General features: G+C 68.6%; 22 protein-coding genes. 15 read left to right on the top strand and 7 right to left on the bottom strand.

Annotated features, from left to right (window positions below; translation table 11 throughout):
• Positions 1 to 2 precede the first annotated feature (2 nt).
• Complete coding sequence (locus tag LXN57_RS09410) at positions 3 to 1526, bottom strand: DUF1800 domain-containing protein (protein ID WP_251797627.1); 1524 nt, start codon at positions 1524 to 1526, stop codon at positions 3 to 5.
• Between the two features lie 115 nt (positions 1527 to 1641).
• Here LXN57_RS09410 and LXN57_RS09405 point away from each other — a divergent pair, with 115 nt between their 5' ends.
• Positions 1642 to 2685, top strand: a complete 1044-nt coding sequence (locus LXN57_RS09405; protein WP_251797626.1) for an ROK family protein — start codon at positions 1642 to 1644, stop codon at positions 2683 to 2685.
• Positions 2686 to 2844: 159 nt separating this feature from the next.
• Complete coding sequence (locus tag LXN57_RS09400) at positions 2845 to 4839, top strand: PPC domain-containing protein (RefSeq protein ID WP_251797625.1); 1995 nt, start codon at positions 2845 to 2847, stop codon at positions 4837 to 4839.
• 130 nt (positions 4840 to 4969) lie between these two features.
• Here LXN57_RS09400 and LXN57_RS09395 read toward each other — a convergent pair whose 3' ends face one another.
• Entirely contained in the window at positions 4970 to 5299 is a 330-nt protein-coding gene (locus LXN57_RS09395; RefSeq protein WP_251797624.1) for an STAS domain-containing protein, read from the bottom strand.
• 136 nt (positions 5300 to 5435) lie between these two features.
• On the opposite strand from LXN57_RS09395, the gene LXN57_RS09390 reads away from it, so the two are divergent.
• Positions 5436 to 5909, top strand: a complete 474-nt coding sequence (locus LXN57_RS09390) for a peroxiredoxin (protein ID WP_285904607.1) — start codon at positions 5436 to 5438, stop codon at positions 5907 to 5909.
• Between the two features lie 102 nt (positions 5910 to 6011).
• Here the strand turns inward: LXN57_RS09390 and zwf are convergent, their stop codons facing one another.
• Positions 6012 to 7505, bottom strand: coding sequence for a glucose-6-phosphate dehydrogenase (gene zwf, locus LXN57_RS09385; protein ID WP_251797623.1), 1494 nt, complete (start codon positions 7503 to 7505; stop codon positions 6012 to 6014).
• A 170-nt stretch (positions 7506 to 7675) separates the two neighbouring features.
• On the opposite strand from zwf, the gene LXN57_RS09380 reads away from it, so the two are divergent.
• On the top strand, positions 7676 to 8599 hold the full coding sequence (locus LXN57_RS09380; protein WP_251797622.1) for an exopolyphosphatase: 924 nt from the start codon (positions 7676 to 7678) through the stop codon (positions 8597 to 8599).
• Between the two features lie 203 nt (positions 8600 to 8802).
• Here LXN57_RS09380 and LXN57_RS09375 read toward each other — a convergent pair whose 3' ends face one another.
• Entirely contained in the window at positions 8803 to 9627 is an 825-nt protein-coding gene (locus tag LXN57_RS09375; RefSeq protein WP_251797621.1) for a DUF1775 domain-containing protein, read from the bottom strand.
• A gap of 80 nt (positions 9628 to 9707) precedes the next feature.
• Between LXN57_RS09375 and LXN57_RS09370 the strand changes: the two genes are divergently transcribed.
• The 4 genes from LXN57_RS09370 to LXN57_RS09355 all read left to right on the top strand — a co-directional run bounded on the left by LXN57_RS09370 (position 9708) and on the right by LXN57_RS09355 (position 13284).
• Positions 9708 to 9920: an RNA-binding S4 domain-containing protein gene (locus LXN57_RS09370; protein ID WP_251797620.1), complete on the top strand. Its 213-nt coding sequence runs from the start codon at positions 9708 to 9710 to the stop codon at positions 9918 to 9920.
• Between the two features lie 156 nt (positions 9921 to 10076).
• The gene (locus LXN57_RS09365) at positions 10077 to 11441 is read left to right on the top strand and encodes an ABC transporter substrate-binding protein (RefSeq protein ID WP_251797619.1); all 1365 of its coding nucleotides are present in this window, start codon (positions 10077 to 10079) and stop codon (positions 11439 to 11441) included.
• Between the two features lie 2 nt (positions 11442 to 11443).
• Positions 11444 to 12403 (top strand): carbohydrate ABC transporter permease, encoded by a 960-nt coding sequence (locus tag LXN57_RS09360; RefSeq protein ID WP_251797618.1) that lies wholly within the window; start codon positions 11444 to 11446, stop codon positions 12401 to 12403.
• The gene (locus LXN57_RS09355) at positions 12400 to 13284 is read left to right on the top strand and encodes a carbohydrate ABC transporter permease (RefSeq protein WP_251797617.1); all 885 of its coding nucleotides are present in this window, start codon (positions 12400 to 12402) and stop codon (positions 13282 to 13284) included. The genes LXN57_RS09360 and LXN57_RS09355 overlap by 4 nt, the downstream gene beginning before the upstream one ends.
• A 126-nt stretch (positions 13285 to 13410) precedes the next feature.
• Here the strand turns inward: LXN57_RS09355 and LXN57_RS09350 are convergent, their stop codons facing one another.
• The gene (locus LXN57_RS09350; RefSeq protein ID WP_251797616.1) at positions 13411 to 16008 is read right to left on the bottom strand and encodes an HD domain-containing protein; all 2598 of its coding nucleotides are present in this window, start codon (positions 16006 to 16008) and stop codon (positions 13411 to 13413) included.
• Positions 16009 to 16266: 258 nt separating this feature from the next.
• Positions 16267 to 17127, bottom strand: a complete 861-nt coding sequence (locus LXN57_RS09345; RefSeq protein ID WP_251797615.1) for a UbiA prenyltransferase family protein — start codon at positions 17125 to 17127, stop codon at positions 16267 to 16269.
• A 50-nt stretch (positions 17128 to 17177) separates the two neighbouring features.
• Between LXN57_RS09345 and LXN57_RS09340 the strand changes: the two genes are divergently transcribed.
• Both LXN57_RS09340 and LXN57_RS09335 read left to right on the top strand, forming a co-directional pair.
• Positions 17178 to 18080, top strand: coding sequence for a serine hydrolase domain-containing protein (locus LXN57_RS09340; RefSeq protein ID WP_251797614.1), 903 nt, complete (start codon positions 17178 to 17180; stop codon positions 18078 to 18080).
• Between the two features lie 14 nt (positions 18081 to 18094).
• The gene (locus tag LXN57_RS09335; RefSeq protein WP_251797648.1) at positions 18095 to 18586 is read left to right on the top strand and encodes a GNAT family N-acetyltransferase; all 492 of its coding nucleotides are present in this window, start codon (positions 18095 to 18097) and stop codon (positions 18584 to 18586) included.
• Between the two features lie 255 nt (positions 18587 to 18841).
• Here the strand turns inward: LXN57_RS09335 and LXN57_RS09330 are convergent, their stop codons facing one another.
• Entirely contained in the window at positions 18842 to 19210 is a 369-nt protein-coding gene (locus LXN57_RS09330; RefSeq protein ID WP_251797613.1) for an FKBP-type peptidyl-prolyl cis-trans isomerase, read from the bottom strand.
• Positions 19211 to 19320: 110 nt separating this feature from the next.
• Here LXN57_RS09330 and LXN57_RS09325 point away from each other — a divergent pair, with 110 nt between their 5' ends.
• From LXN57_RS09325 to LXN57_RS09305, 5 genes are all read left to right on the top strand, one after another.
• The gene (locus tag LXN57_RS09325) at positions 19321 to 20211 is read left to right on the top strand and encodes a lytic polysaccharide monooxygenase (RefSeq protein WP_251797612.1); all 891 of its coding nucleotides are present in this window, start codon (positions 19321 to 19323) and stop codon (positions 20209 to 20211) included.
• Positions 20212 to 20329: 118 nt separating this feature from the next.
• Positions 20330 to 20569, top strand: coding sequence for a hypothetical protein (locus LXN57_RS09320; protein ID WP_251797611.1), 240 nt, complete (start codon positions 20330 to 20332; stop codon positions 20567 to 20569).
• An 11-nt stretch (positions 20570 to 20580) separates the two neighbouring features.
• Positions 20581 to 21975 (top strand): DUF4331 domain-containing protein, encoded by a 1395-nt coding sequence (locus LXN57_RS09315; protein WP_251797610.1) that lies wholly within the window; start codon positions 20581 to 20583, stop codon positions 21973 to 21975.
• Positions 21972 to 22352: a phospholipase gene (locus LXN57_RS09310; protein WP_251797609.1), complete on the top strand. Its 381-nt coding sequence runs from the start codon at positions 21972 to 21974 to the stop codon at positions 22350 to 22352. Before LXN57_RS09315 ends, LXN57_RS09310 begins: the two co-directional genes overlap by 4 nt.
• Before the next feature lie 27 nt (positions 22353 to 22379).
• A complete protein-coding gene (locus tag LXN57_RS09305; protein WP_251797608.1) occupies positions 22380 to 23396 on the top strand; it encodes an AraC family transcriptional regulator in 1017 nt (338 codons plus the stop codon).
• The last annotated feature ends 17 nt before the right edge of the window (positions 23397 to 23413 follow it).

Genomic DNA, 23413 nt, shown 5'->3' with positions numbered 1-23413 from the left:
CATCACCTCAGCTGGAAGGACGGCGCGTCGAGGACCAGCGCGATCAGGTACGGCGCGTGCCCGGCGAGCGACTTGTCGGTTGCGGTCAGAGGACTGGTCGGCAGCTTGCCCGCGACGCTGAGCACGGCGGCCGTGTGCGTGGCCGGCAGCTTGGCGCCGATCAGCCGTACGGCCAGGGCGTCGACCAGCGCGCCGTAGGTGCCCGGCCGCACCGGGACCAGCGACTTCAGCAGGTCGGCGGGACGGGTGAGCTGCGAGGGATACCAGCCGGCGGCCAGGTTGAGGTGGTTGTTGCAGCGCATCAGGAACCCGGACGGCGAGGCCCAGGCCGCGGCCACGTCGGGGAAGCCGTTGGGCGGGCTCCACCGGAACGGCGCGTTGCCCGCATTGACCAGGCCGTTGTAGAGGGCGTCGAGAGCCTTGACGCCCGCGGACTCCGGTCCCAGCCCGAGCGTCCGGATCGTCGCGATCAGGTCCTCGAACGGCGTACGCGTCTTCTGTCCGATCGCCGCCGCGAACTCGGGCGAGGTGAACAGGGCCTTCAGGACGGGCTTGATCGCCGTGTCGTTGTCCAGGTAGACCTTGGCCAGCTTGCTGACCAGCGACGCCGGCGCCTGGTCGGCCACGAAACGCTGGCACAGCTTGGTGGCGAGGCGCTGCGCGGTGGCCGGGTGCCGGGCGAGGTGGTCGGCGAACGCGAGTGCGGCCGACTCGCCGGCGGTGGTGGCGTTGGCGTGCTTGAACCCGAGGATCTCCACGGCGCCCGTCACGTGGCGGGCGCCTTCATAGACGTACGCGCCATTGCTGTTGACGGTGAGACCGGTGAGCAGCCGGGCCGCCGCGTAGACGTCCTGCTCGCTGTAGACGAGGCCGACCGTGTGCAGCTCCATCAGCTCGCGCGCGTAGTTCTCGTTGGGATGGGCCTTGGTCGACGAGCGGTTGTCGAGGTAGGTCAGCATCGCCGGGTGCTTCATCGACGCCTTGAGCATGTCGGCGAAGCGGCCGAACGCGTGCTTGCGGATCACCTGGGTGTCGTAGTCCGGGCGGCTGTCCCACACCCCGCTGGAGGGCGCGGCGACGTGCAGGTGGTTGGCCCAGAACGCGACCGTGACCTCGAACAGCTGCCGGTTGCTCCACGCGGCGCGGGCCACGGCGGCCCGGCCCAGCTGCTTGAACGCGTCGTAGGAGTTCTTGGCGATCGACGAGCGCACGGTCGCGATGCTCGCGCCGGCCAGCGGCAGCCGGGCCACCAGCTTGTCGCAGGCGGCATCCTCGATCGCCGTGTGGCTGAGCTGCCGGTCGAGCCAGCCGGGGACGCCGAGCTTGGCCGCCTCGGCCAGCGTGGCCGGCGTCGGGCCGAAGGTGGCCCGGCGCAGCAGGTGCGCGATCGGGTCGCCCGCGACCAGCTTGGCCGGGTCGAGTGCGGTCGGGGCGGCGGTCGCGGCGGGAGCGGCGACGGCGGTGCCCACGGCGGTGGCGACAGCGGTGGCGGCACCGGCGGCGAGAAGCGTGCGTCGGGTCGTCATGCCAGATCCTTCGTCCCGCGCGGCCCGCTCCGTCGCGGCTGCAACCGTGGCTAACGGACTCGCAATCCGCCCGCACCCGTACCGCCGGGCCGAAGTCGGACGTACGCTCACCGGTGTGGATCAGGTTGAATCGGTTCGGACCCCCGCCTCCTGGGTCGTCGTCGGCCTCGACAACGGCGGCACCTGCAACAACGCCACAGTGCTGGACGCCACGGGGCGATATCTGGTCGACAATCTGGTCGAGAATCCGAGCCTGGTCACCGACGGTCCGGAATCGGCGATCGAGCAGTTGGCCGGCGCCTTCCACAACATCCTCGAGCTGACCCGCACCCCGCTCACCCTGGTCCGCGCGGTCGGGCTCGACACACCCGGCCCGGCCAGCGCCAAGGGCGTCATCTCGTCCAAGGGCGCGACGAACTTCAGCATGGTGTCGTGGCACGGCTTCGACATCCGCAGCGCGCTCGAGGCCCGCATCGGCCTGCCCGTCTTCTATCTGAACGATGCCAACGCGGCCGCCCTCTACGCGCACCACCAGCTCTTCGGGGCCGACGCGATGACCAAGTCGTCGGTCGCCGCGATCGTCGGCACCGGCCTGGGCGGCGGCGTGGTCTCCGACGGCAAGGTCGTCAGCGGCGCGGCCGGCATGGCGGGCGAGCTCGGCCACGTGCAGATCCCGCTGCACGGCGTGCTCGAGGTCGGTCAGCCGGTGCCCGAGTGCAACTGCGGCTTCACCGGCGACGTCGAGAGCATCGCCTCGCTGACCGGCATCAAGAAGAACCTGCTGCCGTACTGGCTGACCCGGTTCCCCGATCACCCGCTGGCCGCGCTGCCGCTGCCGCAGGCGGCGAAACAATTGCGGTCGTACGGGGAAAAGGAGGACCCGCTGGCGCTGGCGGTGTTCGGGCAGCAGGCCAAGGCGATCGGCAAGCTCTTCACCATCGCCGCCAATTTCACCGATCCCGACGCCTATCTGCTGGGCGGCGGCGTCGTCGAGGCCTCGCCGAAGTTCCGGCAGTGGTTCCTCAACACGGTCCGCGAGAGCACCGAGCTGCGCGCCGAGCAGCAGGCCGCCGCGACCTTCGCCCTGGTCGCCGACCTCGACATGGCCGGCGCGCGCGGCGCCGCCGTGGCCGCCCTCGAGGCTGTCCAGTCCGTCTGACCGCCGCCTTTCGAAGCCGCCCCGGGCCGAGCCCGAGGCGGCTTTTCGACACCTGTGTTTCGTACTATCGACATATGTAGATATCGACGATCTTCTTCAGTAACGTCGTCCTCGCCGTCTTCGGCCGGGGGGCCGTCGACGAGCTGAAGGGGGAAATTGATGCGACGAAGCATCGCGACCGTCTCCGTGGCGGTTCTCGGCCTAGCGTTGATCACGCCAGGGGCCGCGCAGGCGGGACCGCACGCGCTCGCGCCGTCCGCGCCGTCCGCGCCGTCCGGCGACGAACTGAGCCCGGCCGACAAGGCCTCGCTCGAAGCCGGCGTGGGTATCGCGCCCAAGGCGCCGTACGGGTCCAAGCCGAAGGGCCCGAACCCGTACCTGGCCGAGGTGGCCGATCCGGCCAAGGTGGACTACTCGGGCTGGGCCAACTACATGAAGACCCAGTCCAAGGCCAAGGCCGCCTCGCGCGACAAGGCAGCCGGGGTGAAGGCGCAGGCGGCGGCGAAGCCCGCGGTCGCTATCGACGAGGACGAGTTGCCGGGCACCTCCGGCGGCAACGACGTCCCGGTCAACGCCCAGCGGATCGCCGGCTACGGCACCGGCTCCGGCCAGTTCCCGAACATCCGGATCCTGGGCAGCCTGGACAACCAGGTCGTCAGCACCCCGACCGTCGCTCCGGCGCCCGAGGACAACGGCTCGATCACGCTGGCCGGCCCGACCGGGATCGGCGTCGGCACCCAGAGCGGCGCGGCCATCAGCTCGCAGATCGGCGACGGCCCGCACGGGCGGCAGACCGGCGACGGCAGCAACGACTTCGACTTCTACAAGCTCAGCGCGCCGGCCGGCAAGGTGCTGACCATCTCGACGGCCACCCCGACCGGGCCGCTGGACACCGTCCTGCAGCTGTTCGCGCCGGACGGCACCCTGCTCGCGGTCAACGACGACTTCTCGGGCATCGACAGCCGGATCGTCTACCGGGTGACCGCGGCCGGCGACTTCTACCTGGCGGTCGCCGCGTACGGCGGCCTGCCCGCCGACCCGTTCGACTCGGGCAGCGGCGGCGGCATCGGCGACCCGACCCCGCCCACCGAGGGCCCGTACAACCTCACCCTCACCTCGGGCGGGGTGGACGAGGACTTCTTCGCGGTCAAGCTGCGCGCCGGTGACGTCATCGGCGGTTCGGTGACCGGTTCGGCGACCTACCTGACCGTCTACGACACCGTGCCGCGCGAGGTGCACGGCTCACGCCAGGACGCGTCGTTCATCTACCCGGTCGACTCGCCGCTGCCCGCGGGCGGCAACGCCGTCACCGACTACGTCGCCACCAAGGCCGGCTGGCACTACGTGGGTGTCGCCAGTGGTTCCGGCGCCTACCAGATCACGGTCGAGGCGTACCGCCCGGTGCTGCAAGGCGCCAAGCCACAGCAGACGCTGTACCTGGACTTCGACGGCGCCCGGGTGAACACCGCGGTCTTCGGCGGGGGCGGCAACCGTGACCTCACGCCGCTGGCCGCGTTCCTGACCAGCTGGGGCCTGACCAGGGCCGACGAGGACGCGCTGATCGACCTGGTCGTCGCCGGTGTCACCGAGAACATCAAGCACGACCTGGAGGAGAGCGGCCTCAACCCGAAGTTCAAGGTCAAGATCACCAACAGCAAGGACAACGCCGACACCTGGAGCAAGGCGAACGTCAGCCGGGTCGTGGTCGGCGGCACCATCGAGGAGTCCGGCGTCGACACGATCGGCATCGCGCAGAGCATCGACCCCGGTAACTTCGAGACCGAGGAGACCGCCCTGGTGCTGCTGGACGTGCTGAGCTCGCCCGCGGGCTCGACGCCGGCGTCGCTCAACACGTACCTGACCAGCGACAGCGACCGGCTGAAGTTCGTCGCGCAGGCCCTGGCCAACGTGATCTCGCACGAGGCCGGCCACTTCTTCGGCGACTTCCACACCGACAACCAGGACGCGCTGCCCAACCTGATGGACGCGGGCGGCACCGGCTTCGGCACGCTCTTCGGCGTCGGACCGGACGGCGTGGGCGGCACCGCGGACGACATCGACGTCGACTTCGGCGAGAGCCTGTTCCTGCCCGCCGAGGGCTTCGTCGGCACCGAGGACACTCTCGGGCGCATCGTCTTCGGCCTGACCAGCTAGGTCAGCGAGGAGCGCGTTGCCGCGCGGGCGAGTTCGGCCTTCGGGCGATGTCGGCGAAACCGGCATCGTTCGCAGGCCGAGCTCGCCCGCGTCCAGCGGCGCCCGCACGATCGAGCGCATGGGCTCAGAATCAGCGCAGCGCGGTTTCCACGTCCGGGAACAGAGCCAGGTAGTCGGTCAGGCCGAGCGTGTCGAACAGGCGGCGCAGGAAGCCCGACGGTCCGGCCAGTCGCACCCAGCCGTCGCGCTCGGTGGCACGACCGTGCGCGGTGACCAGGACGCCGACACCCATCGAGTCGCAGAAGTCGAGCCCGGAGACGTCCACCACGACCCGGGGTGCGGGCCGGTCGACGAGGCGGGCGAGATTCGCCTTGAGAACGGGCGCGGTGTCGATGTCGAGGGAACCTCGCAGCACCAGCACGGCCGTGTTCGGCGGGTGGTGCGCGACCGAGACCTGCATGGCGGTGTCGCTTTCGGTGGATATCTGCGGGGACGGGGTGGTGCTGAGCCGGTCGAAGGGACGGGGTCGGTGGCCCCCAGCCTAGGCGAGCCGGGCCCCGATGGCCGAATCCGCTACCGGGCGGTAGGTTTTCCCGATGAGCATCAAGCCGGGTGACGTCGTCGACGATTTCGAGCTTCCCGACCAGGACGGCACACCCCGCCGGCTGAGCGTGCTGCTCGCCGACGGCCCGGTCGTGCTGTTCTTCTATCCGGCTGCCATGAGCAGCGGCTGCACGGCCGAGGCCTGCAACTTCCGCGACCTGGCGGCCGAGTTCCGCGCGGCGGGCGCGCAGCGGGTCGGCATCAGTCGCGATCCGGTCGAGAAGCAGAAGCAGTTCGCGGAGAAGCACCGGTTCGACTATCCGCTGCTCAGCGACCCGGACTACACGGTCGCAACCGCGTTCGGCGTCAAGCGTAAGCTGCCGCTGGGCCCGCTCACCTCGAAGCGGATGACCTTCGTGATCGACACCGACCGCCGCGTCCTGGACGTGATCCACGCCGAGATGAACATGAACGACCACGCTGAGCGTGCTTTGGCGTCGCTCCGCTCGCCGAGAACTTCGCCCTGAGAGGTCGATGCCGAGGACACCGAAAACGGCCTCGGCTACGCCTGGCCGTTTTCGGCGCCCTCGACATCGACGGGCGAAGTTCGACGTAGTTGCTCTTGACGCCTAGATGCTGTTCTTCCAGGCGCGGCCGCTGCGGCCGATCAGGCGGTCGGCGTCGGCGGGGCCCCAGGAGGCGGCCTCGTAGGTCGGGATGGGCGAGTTGTCCTGCGCCCAGTGCTCGATGATCGGGTCGACGATCCGCCACGAGTGCTCGACCTCGTCGCTGCGGATGAACAGCGTCGGGTCGCCGAGCAGCGCGTCGAGCAGCAACCGCTCGTACGCCTCGGGGGATTCCTCGGCGAACGTGTGCTCGTACGAGAAGTCCATCGACGCCGTGCGCACCCGGAACGAGTGGCCCGGCACCTTGGCCCCGAAGCGCAGCGAGATGCCCTCGTTGGGCTGGATGCGCAGGATCAGCGCGTCGGCCTCGAGCCCGGTCAGCTGGTCCTGTGGGATCGGCAGGTGCGGCGGCCGCTGGAACTGCAGGGCCACCTCGGTCACCCGGGCCGGCAGGCGCTTTCCCGTACGCACATAGAACGGCACACCGGCCCAGCGCCAGTTGTCGACGTTGAGCCGCATGGCCGCGTACGTCTCGGTCCGCGACAGCGGGTCGACGCCGACCTCTTCGCGGTAGCCGGCCATCAGGTCGTCCCGGGTGCCGCCGCGCGTGTACTGCCCGCGGACGGCCAGGTCGGCGATGTCGCGGTTGGTGGGCAGCCGGATCGCCTGCAGCAGCTTCACCTTCTCGTTGCGCAGACCCTCGGCCTCGAACGACGCCGGCGGCTCCATGAGCGCGAGGGCGAGGACCTGCAGCACGTGGTTCTGCACGATGTCGCGCATGGCGCCCGCGTGCTCGTAGAAGCCGCCGCGGGTGCCGACGCCGAGAGTCTCGGCCACCGTGATCTGCACGTGGTCGACCCAGGAACGGTCCCAGATCGGCTGGAAGATCGAGTTGGCGAAGCGCAGCGCCAGCACGTTCTGCACGGTGTCTTTGCCCAGGTAGTGGTCGATCCGGAACACCTGGGGCTCGTCGAACGAGCCGTGCACGACGGCGTCGAGCTCGCGGGCGCTGGGCAGGTCGCGGCCGTACGGCTTCTCGATGACCAGCCGCGAGAAGGAGCCCTCGCGCGGGTGGTTGAGGCCGGCGCCGGCCAGCCCGTTGATCACCGGCTCGAACGCCTCGGCCGGGGTGGACAGGTAGAACAGGCGGTTGCCGGCGGTGCCCCGCTCGGCGTCGAGCCCGTCGAGGGTCTCGGCCAGCCGCTTGTACGTGTCCGGGTCGTCGTAGCCGCCCGAGACGTACCGGATTCCGCCCTGAAGCTGCGGTTTGTCGAGCAGGCTGCGGCCGCCGAGCGCGCTGCCCGCGAACTGCTCGTCGCCCATCGGGGTGCGGGCCACGCCGACCAGGGCGAACTGGCTGGGCAGGCGATTGTGCCGGGCGAGGCTCTCCACGGCCGGGAGGAGCTTGCGCCGGGTCAGGTCGCCCGAGGCGCCGAAGATCACCAGCGTGGCGGGTGGGGCGCTGCGCTCCTGGATGAGCTGAGGGGCGTTGTCCATGGTTATTACGTGTCCTCCGACCGTTGGGACCGTCCGGCAAAACTCTACGCAGGGCCGAGCCGGAAAGGTTCACTTCCATCCCCGGATGCGACCCGGGATACACCGGCAAAAGTGGCAAACTGGGGTGTATCGCTGTGCGCACCCTAGGGGGACCCGTGAAGTATCGGCTCGTGACTCGTAGCGACTTCGACGGCTTGGTCTGCGCCGTGCTGCTGCGCCACCTCGACATGATCGGTGACATCAAATTCGTCCACCCCAAGGACGTGCAGGACGGGGAGGTCGAGGTGACCGAGAACGACATCCTCACGAACCTGCCGTACGCGCCGGGGGCGTACATGGTCTTCGACCACCACCACTCCGAGACGCTGCGCAACTCCGGCGATCTCGGCAACCACGTCATCGACGCCGACGCGCCCTCCGCGGCCCGGGTGATCTACGAGTACTACGGGGGCCGGGAGCGCTTCCCCGAGGTCTCCAACGGCCTCATGTACGCGGTCGACCAGGCCGACTCGGCCGACTACACCCTCGACGACATCCTCGACCCGCAGGGCTGGACGCTGCTGAACTTCCTGATGGACAGCCGTACCGGGCTGGGGCGTTTCCGCGATTTCCGGATCTCCAACTACCAGCTGATGATGCAGCTCATCGATGCCTGCATCCAGCACAACGACGTCCGCGAGATCCTCTCCCTGCCCGACGTGGCCGAGCGGGCGGAGCTGTACCGGACGCAGCACGATCTCTTCGTCGAGCAGCTGAAGCGGGTCAGTCACGTCGACGGCGACGTCGTCGTGGTCGACCTGCGCGAGGAGGAGGTGATCCACGCCGGGAACCGCTTCATGGTGTACGCGATGTTCCCCGAGGCGCGGGTCTCGGTCCACGTGATCTGGGGGCGGCAGAAGCTGAACACCGTGTTCGCCTGCGGAAAGTCGATCCTCGACCGCACCTCGCCGGTGGATGTGGGCGAGGTGATGCTGCGCTACGGCGGGGGCGGCCACATCGCGGCCGGCACCTGCCAGGTGCCGCACGATCAAGCTGAACGGGTTGAGCGCGAGATCGTCGACGCGCTGCGCACACCCCGGACGGTGTCGGTGTAGGCAGACGGCGTCTGTATGAGCCCAGGCTTCAGTCCGGTTCGGGCGGAAGGCGGTGGACATACTCGAGGGGCGGAAGAAATGAATCCTCCGCCCCTCGTCCGCGGGTCACGCGCCATGCCCAATGGCCCCACCCGCACGTCGTGCGCCGCGCCCCACGCGCGCCATCACGACGGTGTCCCGCGTCCACCATCGCGGGAGTCTTGTCAGCCCTTGTAGGCCCACTTGCTGTTGCCGCTGCCCGCGGTCACGGGCTCCTTCTCCTCGGCTGCGGGGTCGTCGGCGGTCTCGTCGTCGTCGGCCGGCTCGGGCTCCTCGGCGCGGTGCCGGTTGCGCAGCATCATCACCAGGCCGCCGGCGAGCGCCAGGGCGGCGACGACCCAGCCCGCATACGACCAGATCGAGGAGCCGCGGTCGGCCTCCTCGATGGCCTGCTTGAACAGCTGCTCCTCGCCGTTGGCGGCCGACCCGCCGGTGGCGCCGCCGTGCGAGTGGGCCGCTGCCGCCAGACCGCCGGTGGGGTCCGGGGTCAGCTGCAACGCGGCCGGGGGCATCGCCGGGCCGGGCTTGCCATCGGCGTAGGTGGTGGCAACATCCAGCTGGACCGTGCTCAGCTGCGGCAGCGGGCCGACAGCCACCGTGAGATCGGCGCTCTTGCCGGGAGCCAGGTCCTTGCCGGGCATGGCGAGCCAGGTGATCGACGCGGCGACCTCGGTCGTCTCGTTGTCGCCGTGCAGCGTCTTCAGCGGCGTCGTGATCGTGCGCATCTTGATGCTCGGCGCCCAGTCCTCGACCGACAGCGGATAGGCCTCGGCCAGGGGCGTGTCGTCGCGGAACTTGAGCGTGATCCGGCGAACCGGTGCGGCGCCGTCGTTCGTGACGCGCAGGGTCACGTTCTGCCCGCTGCCCTGGTAGGCCGTCGTCGGCGACACGACCGTCGCGTCGGCCAGGGCCGGGGTGGCGACGAGCGCGCCGAGGACGGCTGCGGCTACCGGGATGCCCGCGCGGCGGGCCAGCTGAGAGTGCCTCACGGGGGGTAGTTCGGATCACAAGCGGCAAAGGTTCAAAGCCCCGCGGAAATCTTTCCGGCCGGTTGCCGGATGATGGCGGGATGCGTGACGTGCCGATCGACGGCGACATGATCAGACTCGGACAGTTCCTCAAGCTGGCCGACCTCATCGACACAGGCGGCGAGGGCAAGGTCCTCATCGCCTCCGGGGACGTTTCGGTCAACGGCGAGGTGGACACCCGTCGCGGACGCCAGTTGCGCCCGGGCGACGTCGTCGAGGTCCTCGGCAACGAGGCCCGGGTCGTCGCCGATTAGGACGCCCGCCCCGATCATCGATGCCCGTATGTCCCACGCACCGTGACGAATGGTTGACATCCTGTCGATCTCAGGCATGTACTGAGTTCCGGATGTTACCGGCGTCACAGCATCGGGTAGTGCCGCTGGACCAGCAAGCCTCGCTGGGGAGGCCCTATGTCACGCAGGCACATGCGCGCCGCGCTCGCCGCCGCCACCGCACTCGTGCTCACCCTCACCGGGTGCGCCGGCTGGGGCGGCGGGCCGGGGGGTGGCGGACCGAACAGCATCAACGTCCTGATGGTCAACAACCCGCAGATGATCGATCTGCAGCGGCTCACCGCGGACAACTTCACCAGGCAGACCGGCATCAACGTCAACTTCACGGTGCTGCCGGAGAACGACGTCCGCGACAAGATCAGCCAGGAGTTCTCCAGTCAGGCCGGGCAGTACGACGTCGCCTCGCTCAGCAACTTCGAGATCCCCATCTACGCCAAGTCGAAGTGGATCGCGCCGCTGGACGACTACGTCGCCGCCGACCAGCAGTTCGACCAGGGCGACATCCTCGCCCCGATGACCCAGTCGCTGACCGCCGACGACGGCAAGCTCTACGGCGAGCCGTTCTACGGTGAGTCGTCGTTCCTGATGTACCGCAAGGACGTCCTGGAGTCGAACAACGTCCGGATGCCCGAGAAGCCCACCTGGCAGCAGGTCGCCGACATCGCCGCCCAGGTCGACAACAAACAGCCCGGCATGCGCGGCATCTGCCTGCGCGGACAGCCCGGCTGGGGCCAGATCTTCGCGCCGCTCACCACGGTCGTGAACACCTTCGGCGGCACCTGGTTCGAGCAGGACTGGACGCCCAAGGTGGACGGTCCCGAGTTCACCGAGGCCACCAAGTTCTACGTCGATCTGGTGCGTTCACACGGCCAGAACGGCGCCCCGCAGGCCGGCTTCACCGAGTGCCTGAACAACCTCATCCAGGGCAACGTGGCGATGTGGTACGACGCGACCAGCGCCGCGGGCTCGCTCGAGGCCGACGACTCGCCGGTCAAGGGCAAGATCGGGTACGCCCCGGCACCCGTCGTGAAGACCGACAGCTCGGGCTGGCTGTACGCGTGGTCCTGGAGCATCCAGCAGGCCAGCGACAAGAAGGACAACGCCTGGAAGTTCATCTCGTGGGCGTCCAGCAAGCAGTACGAGGAACTGGTCGGCGAGCAGGTCGGCTGGTCCAGCGTGCCGGCCGGCAAACGCGCCTCGACGTACGAGAACGAGGACTACCTCAGCGTCGCGTCGTCGTTCGCCGAGCCCACCAGGGCCGCGATCGAGGCCGCCGACCCGCGCAACCCCGGCGTGCAGCCCCGGCCCGCGATCGGCATTCAGTTCGTCGACATCCCCGAGTTCACCGACCTCGGCACCCAGGTGTCGCAGTACGTGAGCTCGGCGATCGCCGGCCAGATGAGCGTCGACGAAGCCCTGGAACGCGGCCAGCGCCTGGCCGAGGACGTCGCCGAGCGCTACCAGTCCCGCGAGGAGGGCTAGGCATGACATCGGTCGCCGAACAGGCCGGGACGCAGACTGACGCTCCCCAACCGGCGCCGGGAGCCGCCCGGCGGGCATCCGCCTGGGCCCGCCGCGCCCCGCTGCTGCCCGCGCTCATCTTCATGATCGTGGTGACCCAGCTGCCCTTCCTGGCCACCCTGGTCATCTCGTTCATGGACTGGAACGCGTACTACCCCGAGGAGCGCGGCTTCGCCGGGTTCGACAACTTCGTCCGGGTCTTCACCGACGTCAACATGCGCGACGCGGTGTGGACGACGATCCTGCTCACCGGGGGCGTCGTGCTGATCAGCCTCGTCCTCGGGCTCGGCATCGCTCTGCTGCTCGACCGCAAGTTCCGCGGTCGCGGCGCGGTGCGCACGATGATGATCGCGCCGTTCCTGGTCGTGCCGGTGGCCGCGGCGCTGATCTGGAAGCACGCCCTCTACAACCCCGAATACGGTCTGTTCAACGGCGCGCTCACCTGGATCTGGGGCCTGTTCGGCTCGGACAACCCACCGCAGCCCGACTGGATCAGCAACATGCCGCTGTGGGCGGTCATCTTCTCGCTGGTCTGGCAGTGGACGCCGTTCATGATGCTGATCCTGCTGGCCGGCCTGCAGGGCCGCCCGCTCGACGTGATCGAGGCGGCGCGCATCGACGGCGCCAACAACTGGCAGATCTTCCGCAGCATGACGCTGCCGCACCTGCGGCAGTACCTCGAACTGGGCGCGCTGCTCGGCTCGATCTACATCGTGCAGAACTTCGACGCGGTCTTCACGATCACGTCCGGTGGCCTCGGCACGGCCAACCTGCCGTACACGATCTACCAGATCTTCTACCAGGCCCACGACTACGGGCGGGCGTCCGCGGCCGCCGTGGTGGTCGTGATCGGCACCATCATCATCGCGACGTTCGCCCTGCGTACGGTCTCGTCGCTCTTCAAGCAGGAGGCCGGCCGATGAGCATCACCGACACCGCACCGGTTCCGGCCGCCCACGACGAACGCGGCCGCCCGGTCAAGAAGCGCCGCGAGGGCGCGAACGTCTGGCTGTCCCTGCTCGCCTGGATCGTCGGCATCCTGTTCGTGCTGCCCGTCGTCTGGATGGTCCTGACCTCGTTCCACTCCGAGTCCAACGCGGCCACCAACCCGCCCTCGGTCTTCGCCCCGCTGACCCTGGAGGGCTACCGCGAGTTCTTCTCCGGCGGCGCCAGCCCGTGGCCGCCCCTGCTCAACTCCCTGACCGCGAGCGTCATCTCGACCCTGATCGTGCTGCTGCTGTCCCTGCCCGCCGCCTACGCGCTGAGCATCAAGCCGGTCAAGAAGTGGACCGACGTCCTGTTCTTCTTCCTGTCCACCAAGATGCTCCCGGTCGTGGCGGGCCTGCTGCCGTTGTACCTGTTCGCCCAGAACACCGGCCTGCTCGACAACATCTGGCTGCTGATCCTCTTCTACACCTCGATGAACCTGCCCATCGCCGTGTGGATGATGCGCTCGTTCCTGTCCGAGGTGCCCGTCGAGATGCTCGAGGCCGCCCAGATGGACGGGGCCAACCTGACCAAGACCCTGCGCTCGGTCATCGCTCCCGTCGTCACCCCCGGCATCGCCGCCACCGCGCTGATCTGCTTCATCTTCAGCTGGAACGAGCTCCTGTTCGCCCGCGTGCTCACGGCCACGGTCGCGGAGACGGCCCCCGTCTTCCTGACCAGCTTCGTCACCAGCCAGGGCCTGTTCCTGGCCCAGCTCTGCGCGGCCGCCTTCGTGGTCAGCCTGCCCGTCCTGGTGGCCGGTTTCGCCGCCCAGGACAAGCTGGTGCAGGGGCTGTCCCTGGGCTCGGTGAAGTAAAAGCGTCAACTCCGCCCCCGATGAAAGGTGGCCGGTCCATTGCCGGGACCGGCCACCCATCTGTCTCCGGGCTTCTTGCAACCCCTGACGATAGCTGGCGCGAATCCGGTCGTCGGGCAGCGCATCTTATAGACCGTTGATCGGTTGAGGACGTTGCAGGCGAATCATCTCGACTTTCTCGGAGCCGCCCCCGACGACGGGAACGTCACAGCGGGCGTCGCGGCCGTCCTCCAGATGCAGAGGCTCCATGAGCTCCAACAGCTCGGGGATGTCGATCCCCCATTCCTCGGAGATTGCCCGTACGACCAGGCCGACAGATCCAAAATTGCCGGAGTCGTACCACCACGCGCGTGAGTTCCACCCGGTCTCCGCCAGCTCGATGTCGGCAAATCGGTCGTCCTTCGGTGACGGAAGCACCTCTTCCGGAAATTGCCAATCTGGATAGAGGCTCAGTATCAGGCAGTTTTCGCTGAACAGAAGCTCCTGGTGCCCGAACGAAATGAACCACGGTTTGTTCCTATCGCGAAAATGCACGTGGAATGATTCGCCGACAAGAAATATGAGGTCACGGCCGGCCACCCACTGGTGGATGGCCGGAACGTCCAACTCGCCGGTGGCTGTCAGCGCGCAGGGGAGCCGCTCGGCCTTGGCGCCCAGCGCTCTCGCCACTCCGCCAAGAATTTCTCTCGAGAAGGGGTCCGTCTCGTCGAGCAGTTCTGCTTGTGATTCTGCCCAAGCAGTCAATCGCTCCGCGTCGATGTCGGGAAAAGCCCGCAAGCGGTCCGCGGTGAGTGGGCGTCCCGAAAATACTCCGACCGACTGCTGTAGCGTTCCTGAGCGAAGACCGCCGACGTATATGTGTGAAACGCAATTCATGTACCAGCCGGATCCTTCAAGAGCCTCCCAGTTGGATGCCATCATCGCGCGCCCCGCGATGCGGCCGTCCTCGTCCCGTAACAAGCGGGCGCGCTGCAGGAAACGCTTGCAGAACACATCAAGGGCAAGCCGCCGTTTGTAACTGTCGTCCGGTTGCCGGTAGACGCGGTCGAAGAGTTCGGTTTCGGAGATGACCACCCAATCGTCGGCCGACACCAAGCGCACAGGCCTCGCGTCGTCCGGCCCTTGGACATCAATGTTCACGCGGGACAGTGCGCACAGCGGTAGCACCAGTGCGTGCAGATGCTCGGTGTGACTGAGCCGTCGGCTGTTGTTTCTGAACAGTCCTTTGACGGAGCGGGGGTCCACTCGAAGGCGAGCGGTGACCACAGTGCCTGCACTGCGTAACCGCTCGTTTGGCTCCGCCGTCCGTAGCAGCGGACGGACGGCAAGCCCGTCGGTGAACTCCAGGACGTGTGTGTCCCGCGGTGCCTCATCCAGGGCGAGGCTGTACACGCTGACCTCGTCCGCAACCATGAAGACCGCGAAGAATCCGATGCCGAACCGGCCGATCGGCTCGAAACCAGCCAGCTCCGGATGTTCGGTGAGCGTGTCCGCCGATCGCCACCTCGAATTTCCGAAGTCGGTCAGCGACGACACCAGCGTTTCGGGGCGCATACCGATGCCTTGATCAATGACTGTGAGCAACCACCCAGCCGGCTCCTGGGACAGGCCGATGGTGACAGTTCCGGGTGTCGTTGCCTCCCGGGATGCCCTGGCCAGAGTCGCATCGCTGGCGTTCGCGACCAGTTCCCGGAGCGCGATGTCAGGCCGATTGCCGTAGAGCTTGTCACCCCCAAGATTGCCGACCACCTTGCCGACGTCGGTGACCCGAATCCGAGCATCAACAGGATGCCAGCGGTCGGTCTGCAGGTAGTCCGCAAGCCGGTCGGGTGCGTCCGCGCCGGCCACCGAGCGCACCGGAAATCGAGGCCGGCCGAGGTCCGCGAAGAGTGCGTCGACCCGTCGCAATTCGGTGTCGACCATCTTGATCGTGTCGTAGGCGAGCCACCAGGCCGCTGCCTCATTGCTCGTGAACCGACGGGTGGAGGTGTAGACGAGCCTGTCGTCCTGAACGTAAGGACGCATGAGGCGTTCTTGGAAGCTCCAATGTTCCGCTGCAGTGCCGGAAGGGCGTCGGAAAGCCCGGACCAAGCTCGGAGCTCGTCTGCTGTCGATGTGCGCAGCGTCCGCGAGCCGCAGAATACAGGCGATCTTGAGTTTGTCGACCGTCCACTCGCGGGGATGATCGGGCCGGGATCCCTTCGGGCCGTCGAACTCGCGCAAATTTGCCACATCCCACCAGTGGCTCTCCGCGATCTCGCCGATCATGGCTCCGTAGTCGAGTCGGAAGCCAAGGTCCGGAAGAAGGTAGAACGGACTTCCGTCCGACGCCATGAACGATGTCCGCAGTAGTTCCGGCGCGCGTTCGGCGTGGCGGCGACGTAGTACTTCGACCAAGGCCTCCTCCCCGGCCCGTTTGGCTCTCGGCTCGGCGTCGGTCGCGGGCTCTAGCTCCGAGATTCGTTCCTCGGCCAAGGCGAGCAGGCCGGCGTAGGCGGGATCGGACCTCACCTGCTCCGCGCCGTCCGGATACGCGCAAAGTCCCATCCCCAGGTCATGCATGAGGAACGCGCCACCGAGCACAAAGGCCTCGGCCGGATTGATCTTGAATTCGTCTCCGCAGATGATCGAGGCCGTGTCCCACAGAGCGTCGATGTGTTCGATCGAATGGTTGGTGAACATGGGCATTGAGAGGACGATCTCGTTCGCAAGGGGAACGATCATCTCTCGAAACTGCCGGTACGCATCTCGGAGCTTTTCCCGTTGCCCATGCCACGGATCATCTGGTACCTCGCCCAGAGTTCTACGCCACAGCGGGGTCGTCTCGAATGAGTTCTGTGTGAAGGCGTCGGGCAACGCAACTCCTCGTCAGTCACGGGGAGACCAACCTTATTGGACCGACGGGATGGGGGCGACTTCCACTTGGTCGATGTTCGGCACCAAGCGGCCATCACGATGAACGACTATGTGATCGTGTTTCGGTCACCCAGTTGTGGCGAGGGCGAAGCCGGCTGTCGGGATGGCGAAGAACAGGGACAGGACGGCCAGGCGGGGGATCGTGGGGCGGCGGGTCAGGATCGCGTACGCGGTCAGGAGCACGGGGATCGTCAGGAGCTGGCCGGTCAGCGTTGTGCGGGGGACTACCACGTCGGCGGCGGCGCAGGCCAGGCTGAGGGCCAGGGCGCCGGCCCACAGGGTGAGGCCGGTGCGGTACGTCGTACGGGCTCCGAAGCGTACGGCGAAGGTCCGGTCTCCCGCGCCCTCGTCGGCCGGCAGGTCGGTGACTGTGGTCGACACGTAGAGGGCGGCCGCGAAGAGCAGGCCGATCAGACCCAACTGCCAGGGGAAGTGCCACGGGTCGCGGGTGATCGACCAGCCCGCGGCCGGAGAGACGACGCCGACGACCAGCGCGTTCACGGTGACATCCCAGCCCGGGCGGGTCTTCAGGCGCAGCGGGGGAGCGCTGTACGCCCAGCCCAGCAGCAGCATGCCGGCCACGCCGAGCACGAACAGCGGGCCGACCAGGATGGCGGCGACCAGGCAGGCCAGGGCGCTGCGGCGGTACCAGGACCGCAGCGTGGCCTCGTTGACGGCGCCGGTGACCAGGGGCGCGGTCGACTTGCGGGGGTTGGCGCGGTCGCTGGCCAGGTCGTGGAGGTCATTCTGGGCGAGCACGGCGCCCCAGACCAGCGGGCCCAGCACAAGCAACGCGACCAGCGCGCGAGGCAGGTCGGCGGGGAGCCATTGCCCCTCGGCAAGCACCGTGCCGAGATGGGCGGGCACCCACGACACGGGCCAGAACCAGGGCCGCGACACGGCGACCACAAGGGTGGCGGCTGTCATGACCGGATCCTCGGCCGTCGCCGCTGACAGGGCGCTGAGAACATGTCCCCATGAGGCATCGCGTGGAACGGACGGCGTCGCTGCTCGGGCACAAGCGGGACCGGGTGGTCGTGGCCGCGATTGCCGGGGACACCGTGGAGATCGCCGGGGACGCGGACGCGGTCCACGAGATCGGCTCGCTCACCAAGGTGTTCACGGCGCTGGCCCTGAGCCGCCTGACCCTCGACGGGGTCGTCGGGCTCGACGAGCCGCTGGCCGATCTGCTTCCGTCCGCGCCGCCCCGGATCCAGCTCCAAGAGTTGGCCACGCACACGTCCGGGCTGCCCCGCCTGCCGACGGGCATGCTGCTGTCGGCGCTGCTGAACCCCGGACAGCCCGACCCGTACGCCCGTTGTGATGCCGACTTCCTCGAGGCGGCCCTCAGGCGTACGCGATTGAAGGCTTCTCGCTTCCGCTACTCGAACTTCGGCGCCGGGCTGCTCGGGCTGGCCCTGTCCCGGCGGACCGGCCTCGGGTACGACGACCTGCTGCGGCCGCCCGGCCTGAAGTCCACCGGTCTCAGCGTGACGCCGATCCAGGGGCACAACGCTCGTGGCAAGCCCGTACCGCCGTGGCATCTGGCCGACCTGGCCGGGGCCGGCGGGCTGCGCTCGACCGCCGCCGACCTGGTGACGTTCCTGCGCGCCCAGCTCGCCGCCGAGGACGAGGCCATCCGGTTCACCCGCTCGGTGCGGCACGACATCAACCCGTACGCGTGGGCGCATCTCGGCTGGATGGGCCGGCGCCTCCCCGGTGGTCGTGAGCAGCTGTGGCACAACGGTGGCACCGGCGGCTTCTGCTCGTTCGCGGGCCTGGAACCGGCACGCGGCGTGGCCGTGGTGGCGCTGACCGACACGGCGCGCCTGATGGACCGCCCCGCCCTCGAACTCCTCACCGCGATGGGGGAAGACTGAGTAACGTGCGCATCGTGCAGATCCGGCAGTTCACCGAGTCCGACTGGCCCCAGGTGTGGGAGATCGTCAGGTCCGTGGTCCGCGCGGCCGACACGTTCACCTACGACCCGGCGATGACCGAACGCGAAGCCCGCGCGACCTGGCTCGAGTCCCCACCGGGCGAGACAGTGGTAGCCCTCGACGGCGACGAGGTGCTGGGCACGGCCAAGGTCGGAACGAACCGCCCCGGCCCGGGCGCCCACGTGGCCACGGCCAGCTTCATGGTCGCCCCCGTCAGCCGCGGCCGGGGCGTCGGCACCGCGCTGCTGCGCTACGCGCTCGAATGGGCCCGCCACAACAAGTACGCGGGCATGCAGTTCAACGCCGTCGCCGAGTCCAACCGGACCGCAGTCGACCTCTACCTGCGCGAGGGCTTCACCATCGTCGGCACCGTCCCCGGCGCCTTCGCCCACCCCACCCAGGGCCGCGTCGGCCTGCACATCATGTACGCCCACCTGTCCCACTGAAACGACCGTGCTCCACCGCTACGGCCGCGACCCTGATCGCCCGGGCCGCAGCCGCCGATTTCCCCTTCGACGGCCGCTGGACAGACTTCCGTCCCGACCCCGCCTGGCCCCCGCTCGCGCTGCCATCCACCTGGGACGCCCCGCACCTCGCTTGACCCGCAGCGGCTGGGCCGCTTACCTCGCGGCGCACGTGTCACCGCGGCGCTGCCCGGAAGCAACGCCGCGGCGGATGTCACGCGCTTATGGCCAAGCGGGTCACTGCACGCCGAGGAGATCGACCACGAAGATCAAGGTCTCGTTCGGCTTGATCACGCCGGGGGCGCCCTGGGTGCCGTAGCCCAGGTGCGGCGGGATGGTCAGCTTGCGGCGGCCGCCGACCTTCATGCCCACCACGCCCTGGTCCCAGCCGCCGATGACCCGGCCGCCGCCGAGCGGGAAGGCGAAGGGCTCGCCACGGTTGTAGGAGGCGTCGAACTCGCGACCGGTCGAGTGCGCCACGCCCACGTAGTGGACGCTGACGTTCTGGCCGGGCGTCGCCTCGGGCCCCTCGCCGACGGTGATGTCCTCGATCACCAGATCGGCCGGAGGCGCGCCCTCGATCGGACCGACGTCGGGCTTGTCCATGGGAACTCCATTCGTTGACTTCTCGAGCCCCGCCATGCAATCACACGGCTCGTCACACCCGGTGGCGGACGTGCTGAACGACTCACGCGAGTTATCCGTATTGCACGGACGTGAGGATTCATCGTCTGGCCGCGGCGGCACTGGCAGTGACCGCCGCCGCCGCGCTCGCGCCGGCCCGGGCCGAGGCGCACGGGTCGCCGACCACGCCGATCAGCCGCACCACGGCGTGCGCGTCGGGCGGTCAGCGGACGGACAGCGCGGCGTGCGAGGCGGCTCGGAAGGCCAACGGCCGCAGCTTCGGTACGTTCGACAACCTGCGCATCGCCGCCGTGAACGGTAAGGATCGCCAGGTCGTGCCGGACGGGAAGCTGTGCAGCGGCGGCCTGGCCGCGTTCCGGGGCCTCGACCTGCCGCGCGACGACTTCCCGGCCACCAAGGTCACGGCGGGCCGGACGCTGACGATCCGCTACCGGGCCACGATCCCGCACGCCGGCGAGTTCAGGATCTTTCTGACCAAGCCCACGTACGACCCCAGCCGGCGCCTCACCTGGGCCGACCTCGGCAGCAAGCCGCTCGCGGCGGTCACCGACCCCGCGCTCGAGGACGGCGCGTACGAGTTGAAGGCGAAGCTCCCGCAGCGGGCCGGCCGCCACATCCTCTACATCGTGTGGGAGACGTCGAGCACGCCCGACACCTACTACTCGTGCTCGGATCTGTCCTTTCCGGCGGCCGGAAAACCGGCAGTCGTGACAAAAGCCGCAAAACCTCCGAAAACGAAGGCCACGACGAGTGCGGCCCCCGCGATCGTCAAGGCGACCTCGAAGCCCTCCGCGGCGACGACCTCGCCGGCGCCGGTGCCGCAAGCCATCCAACCGGTGAGTGACAACAGCCAGGTCACGCTGGGTCATTGGGTTGTCGCCGGAGCCCTGGTTGTGGGCGTCGGCGCAGCGGTCTGGGCAGGCCTCGGCGGAATTCTTCGGAGACGACGCGAAAACCGTTGAACCGCAACGGTTCGCGCCTCGTACTGATGGGCGTCGACATCGCAAGCAGGTCCGTTTCTCCCCCCAAGGAAACACGAAAGGCCGAGCAATGAGGCGAGTTCGTTACGGTCACCAAGGAGTGAACCGCCGTCGCGTCCTGGCGATCGCCGCCACGGCGGGTGTCGGTGTCTCGGTGGCCGGCGTGGCCGGTCTGAGCCTGGCCGGCGAGTCCGCGGAAGCCCCCAAGGGCGCCGGGCCGCTGGTGTTGTCGCTGCGTGATGCCGAGAAGGGCACGTTCGACGTCTTCGTCGGCGGCTCCAAGAGCACGCTCACCGACAAGAAGCTCGCCGCCAAGCTGCTCAAGTCGGCACAGGGCTGAGGGAGAGAACCATGTCATCACATCGTGAAGCTCCCGAGATCAGCAAGGATCCGGTGGCCGACAGCTCCGACCTGTACGCGTTCGTCAGCCCGGACGACCCGGACACCGTGACGATCATCGCGAACTACGTGCCGCTCCAGCTCCCGTCGAGCGGCCCGAACTTCTTCGAGTTCGGCGACGACGTCCTCTACGAGATCCACATCGACTCGAACGGCGACGCCCGGCCCGACCTGACCTATCAGTTCCGGTTCCGCACGGAACTGCGCAACGAGAAGACGTTCCTCTACAACACCGGGCCGATCGACGCGCTGGACAGCGAGAACTGGAACCGGCGCCAATTCTTCTCGGTGACCAAGGTCGACGCGTACGGCAAGAGCACCGTACTGGCCAAGAAGTTGCCCTGCCCGCCGTGCAACGTCGGCAAGCTGTCGATCCCCGACTACGACGGTCTCGCCGCCGACGCGGTGGCCAAGTTGAAGACGGGCGAGAAGGTCTTCGCCGGCCAGCGCGCCGACGCGTTCTTCGTCGACCTGGGCGCCATCTTCGACCTGGGCACGCTGCGCCCCTTCCAGGACAAGCACCTGGTCGGGCAGACGCTGTTCAACTACGCGGGCAAGGCGGTCAACGCGACCGACAAGCTCAACGTGCACAGCATCGCGATCCAGGTGCCGCTCTCGGCCGTACGCCGGGACGGCAAGAAGAAGGTGCGCGGGCGCGACCCCGAGGCCGTGATCGGCGTGTGGACGTCCGCCAGCCGGCGCCAGGTGCAGGTGCGCAACGGCGACAAGAAGAACGACGACGTCGTGGTCGGTCCCCAGGTGCAGGTCTCCCGCCTCGGCAACCCGCTGTTCAACGAGGTCATCGTGCCGATGGCCGAGAAGGACAAGTGGAACAGCCTGCCCCCGGCCGAGGACAAGCGGTTCGCCCAGTTCGTCGAGAAGCCCGAGCTGCAGACCCTGCTGCCGGTGCTCTATCCCGGGTTGTTCGACAAACTGGCCGCCCGCGACAAGGAGGACAAGCCCCGCGCCGACCTGGTCGCGATCCTGCTGACCGGCATCCCGGACGGGATCATCGAGAACTTCCAGAACAACACCGGCGAGGTGCAGGCCGACATGCTGCGGCTCAACACCGCGGTGCCGCCCGCGAAGGAGCCGAGCAAGTTCGGCATCCTCGGCGGCGACCTGGCCGGCTTCCCGAACGGGCGCCGCATCGCCGACGACGTGGTGTCGATCTCGATCCGGGCCATCGCGGGCGTGACTCTGCCGCTGGTCGAGAAGGACTTCGAGCCGGACGCCGCGGCCGCGCTGGTCGAGCAGGGCCTGAGCATCAAGGACGCGAGCGCCGGCCTGCTCAAGAAGTTCCCCTACCTGGGTACGCCCTTCGACGGATTCGGCAACCCCTCATGACAGACACGCACGAGCGCACACCTGGGCACACGCACGAGCACGCCGACCACTCCTGGCACAGCATGACCCCGTCCGGCCAGGGTACGGTCATGCTGAACATCGGCGCCGGGATCGGTGCGCTGATCATCAACACCCCGGGCGGCATGCACGGCCGGGAGATCGAGGTCAGCCCGGTCGAAGACCCTTCCCGCCGTACGCACGCGGCAGTGCGCGCCCGCTACGTGTGGGGCGGCGTGTGCTTCAGCGTGGTGCTCGACAGCCTGCCCGAGGGCCGCTACACCGTCTGGGACGACCCGGCCACGCCGATGGGCGAGGTCGAGGTGCCGGGCGGGGCGGTCGCCGAGTTCACCTGGCCGGTGGCTTCCCTCGTGGCGTAGGCGGCGCGCGGGTCTACCCTGGACGCCATGGCCGGCGTCCCACTGACGACTCGTCCGGGCACTCCCGGAGCAGACGCGCCCGTCCATTTCTCGCTGACCACGGCCGATGTGGACGAGGCACGGGCCTTCTGCCGCCGCATGTTCTACGGACCGTTGCGGGTGGACCCGGTCGGTGACCGCACCGGGTTCGCCTTCCACGGTGATGTGGTGTCGCTGGGCCCGATCACGGTCGGCGAGATCAGCTACGGCAGCGACATCCACCTCACCATCGCCGACCTCGAGACGTCTTACCACGTCCTGGCGCCGCTGTCCGGCACGCTCCGGTCGTGGCACCGGGGCGCGGCGGTGCTGGCCGACCAGACCCGGGCCGCGGTCTACCGCCCGGTCGGCGACATCGCGCTCGACTGGCCGGGCACCTGCCGGCTGCTGAGCGTCAAGGTCGAACGGGCCGCCCTCGAGCGTGAGCTGGACGCGGCCCTCGACCAGCAGATCGTCAGCCCGCTGCTGCTGGGCGACAGCTTCAACCTGCTCGAGGCGCCGGGGCGTACGTGGGTGTCGCTGGTGCGGTTGTTCTTCGGGGAACTGATGCGCGGGCAGGGCCTGGCCGCGCAGCCGCGGATGGCCGGCCGCTGGCGCGACATGGTGGTCAGCGGCCTGGCGCTGACGGTCGAGCATCCGTACGGCGAAGAGCCGGCCGGCATGCGGGGCCCCAACCGGCCGCGGACGGTCAAGCGCACGCTGGACGCCATGCACGCCGAGCCGTGGCGTCCGTTCACCGCCACCGACCTGGCCGGGATCGCCGGCGTCGGCGTGCGAGTGCTGCAAGAGTCGTTCCGCCAGCACGTGGGCATGTCGCCGCTGACCTACCTGCGGCGATTACGGCTCGACGGGGTGCACGCCGAACTGTCGCGTTCGGACCCGTGGCAGGTGAACGTGTCCGAGGTGGCCTACCGCTGGGGATTCACCCACCTCGGACGGTTCGCCGGCGCCTACCGGGACAGATACGGCGTCTCCCCGTCCCAGACCCTGCGCGAACGGCGCTGACCGCTCCCGGTCCGGCC

It is taken from the genome of Paractinoplanes hotanensis (genome assembly GCF_023717965.1).
Taxonomy (GTDB): domain Bacteria; phylum Actinomycetota; class Actinomycetes; order Mycobacteriales; family Micromonosporaceae; genus Actinoplanes; species Actinoplanes polyasparticus.
Note: the sequence above shows the minus strand (reverse complement) of the source record. Positions and strands in the feature narration are given on the sequence as shown.

Bases quoted from the DNA above. Each gene is read 5' to 3' on its own strand.
- LXN57_RS09410 (WP_251797627.1), bottom strand. From the start codon at position 1,526: ATGACGACCCGACGCACGCTTCTCGCCGCCGGTGCCGCCACCGCTGTC.
- LXN57_RS09365 (WP_251797619.1), top strand. From the start codon at position 10,077: ATGTCACGCAGGCACATGCGCGCCGCGCTCGCCGCCGCCACCGCACTC.
- LXN57_RS09305 (WP_251797608.1), top strand. From the start codon at position 22,380: ATGGCCGGCGTCCCACTGACGACTCGTCCGGGCACTCCCGGAGCAGAC.
- LXN57_RS09360 (WP_251797618.1), top strand. From the start codon at position 11,444: ATGACATCGGTCGCCGAACAGGCCGGGACGCAGACTGACGCTCCCCAA.
- LXN57_RS09400 (WP_251797625.1), top strand. From the start codon at position 2,845: ATGCGACGAAGCATCGCGACCGTCTCCGTGGCGGTTCTCGGCCTAGCG.
- LXN57_RS09355 (WP_251797617.1), top strand. From the start codon at position 12,400: ATGAGCATCACCGACACCGCACCGGTTCCGGCCGCCCACGACGAACGC.
- LXN57_RS09350 (WP_251797616.1), bottom strand. From the start codon at position 16,008: ATGATCGTTCCCCTTGCGAACGAGATCGTCCTCTCAATGCCCATGTTC.
- LXN57_RS09395 (WP_251797624.1), bottom strand. From the start codon at position 5,299: ATGCAGGTCTCGGTCGCGCACCACCCGCCGAACACGGCCGTGCTGGTG.
- LXN57_RS09370 (WP_251797620.1), top strand. From the start codon at position 9,708: ATGCGTGACGTGCCGATCGACGGCGACATGATCAGACTCGGACAGTTC.
- LXN57_RS09345 (WP_251797615.1), bottom strand. From the start codon at position 17,127: ATGACAGCCGCCACCCTTGTGGTCGCCGTGTCGCGGCCCTGGTTCTGG.
- LXN57_RS09330 (WP_251797613.1), bottom strand. From the start codon at position 19,210: ATGGACAAGCCCGACGTCGGTCCGATCGAGGGCGCGCCTCCGGCCGAT.
- LXN57_RS09390 (WP_285904607.1), top strand. From the start codon at position 5,436: ATGAGCATCAAGCCGGGTGACGTCGTCGACGATTTCGAGCTTCCCGAC.
- LXN57_RS09340 (WP_251797614.1), top strand. From the start codon at position 17,178: ATGAGGCATCGCGTGGAACGGACGGCGTCGCTGCTCGGGCACAAGCGG.
- LXN57_RS09310 (WP_251797609.1), top strand. From the start codon at position 21,972: ATGACAGACACGCACGAGCGCACACCTGGGCACACGCACGAGCACGCC.
- zwf (WP_251797623.1), bottom strand. From the start codon at position 7,505: ATGGACAACGCCCCTCAGCTCATCCAGGAGCGCAGCGCCCCACCCGCC.
- LXN57_RS09315 (WP_251797610.1), top strand. From the start codon at position 20,581: ATGTCATCACATCGTGAAGCTCCCGAGATCAGCAAGGATCCGGTGGCC.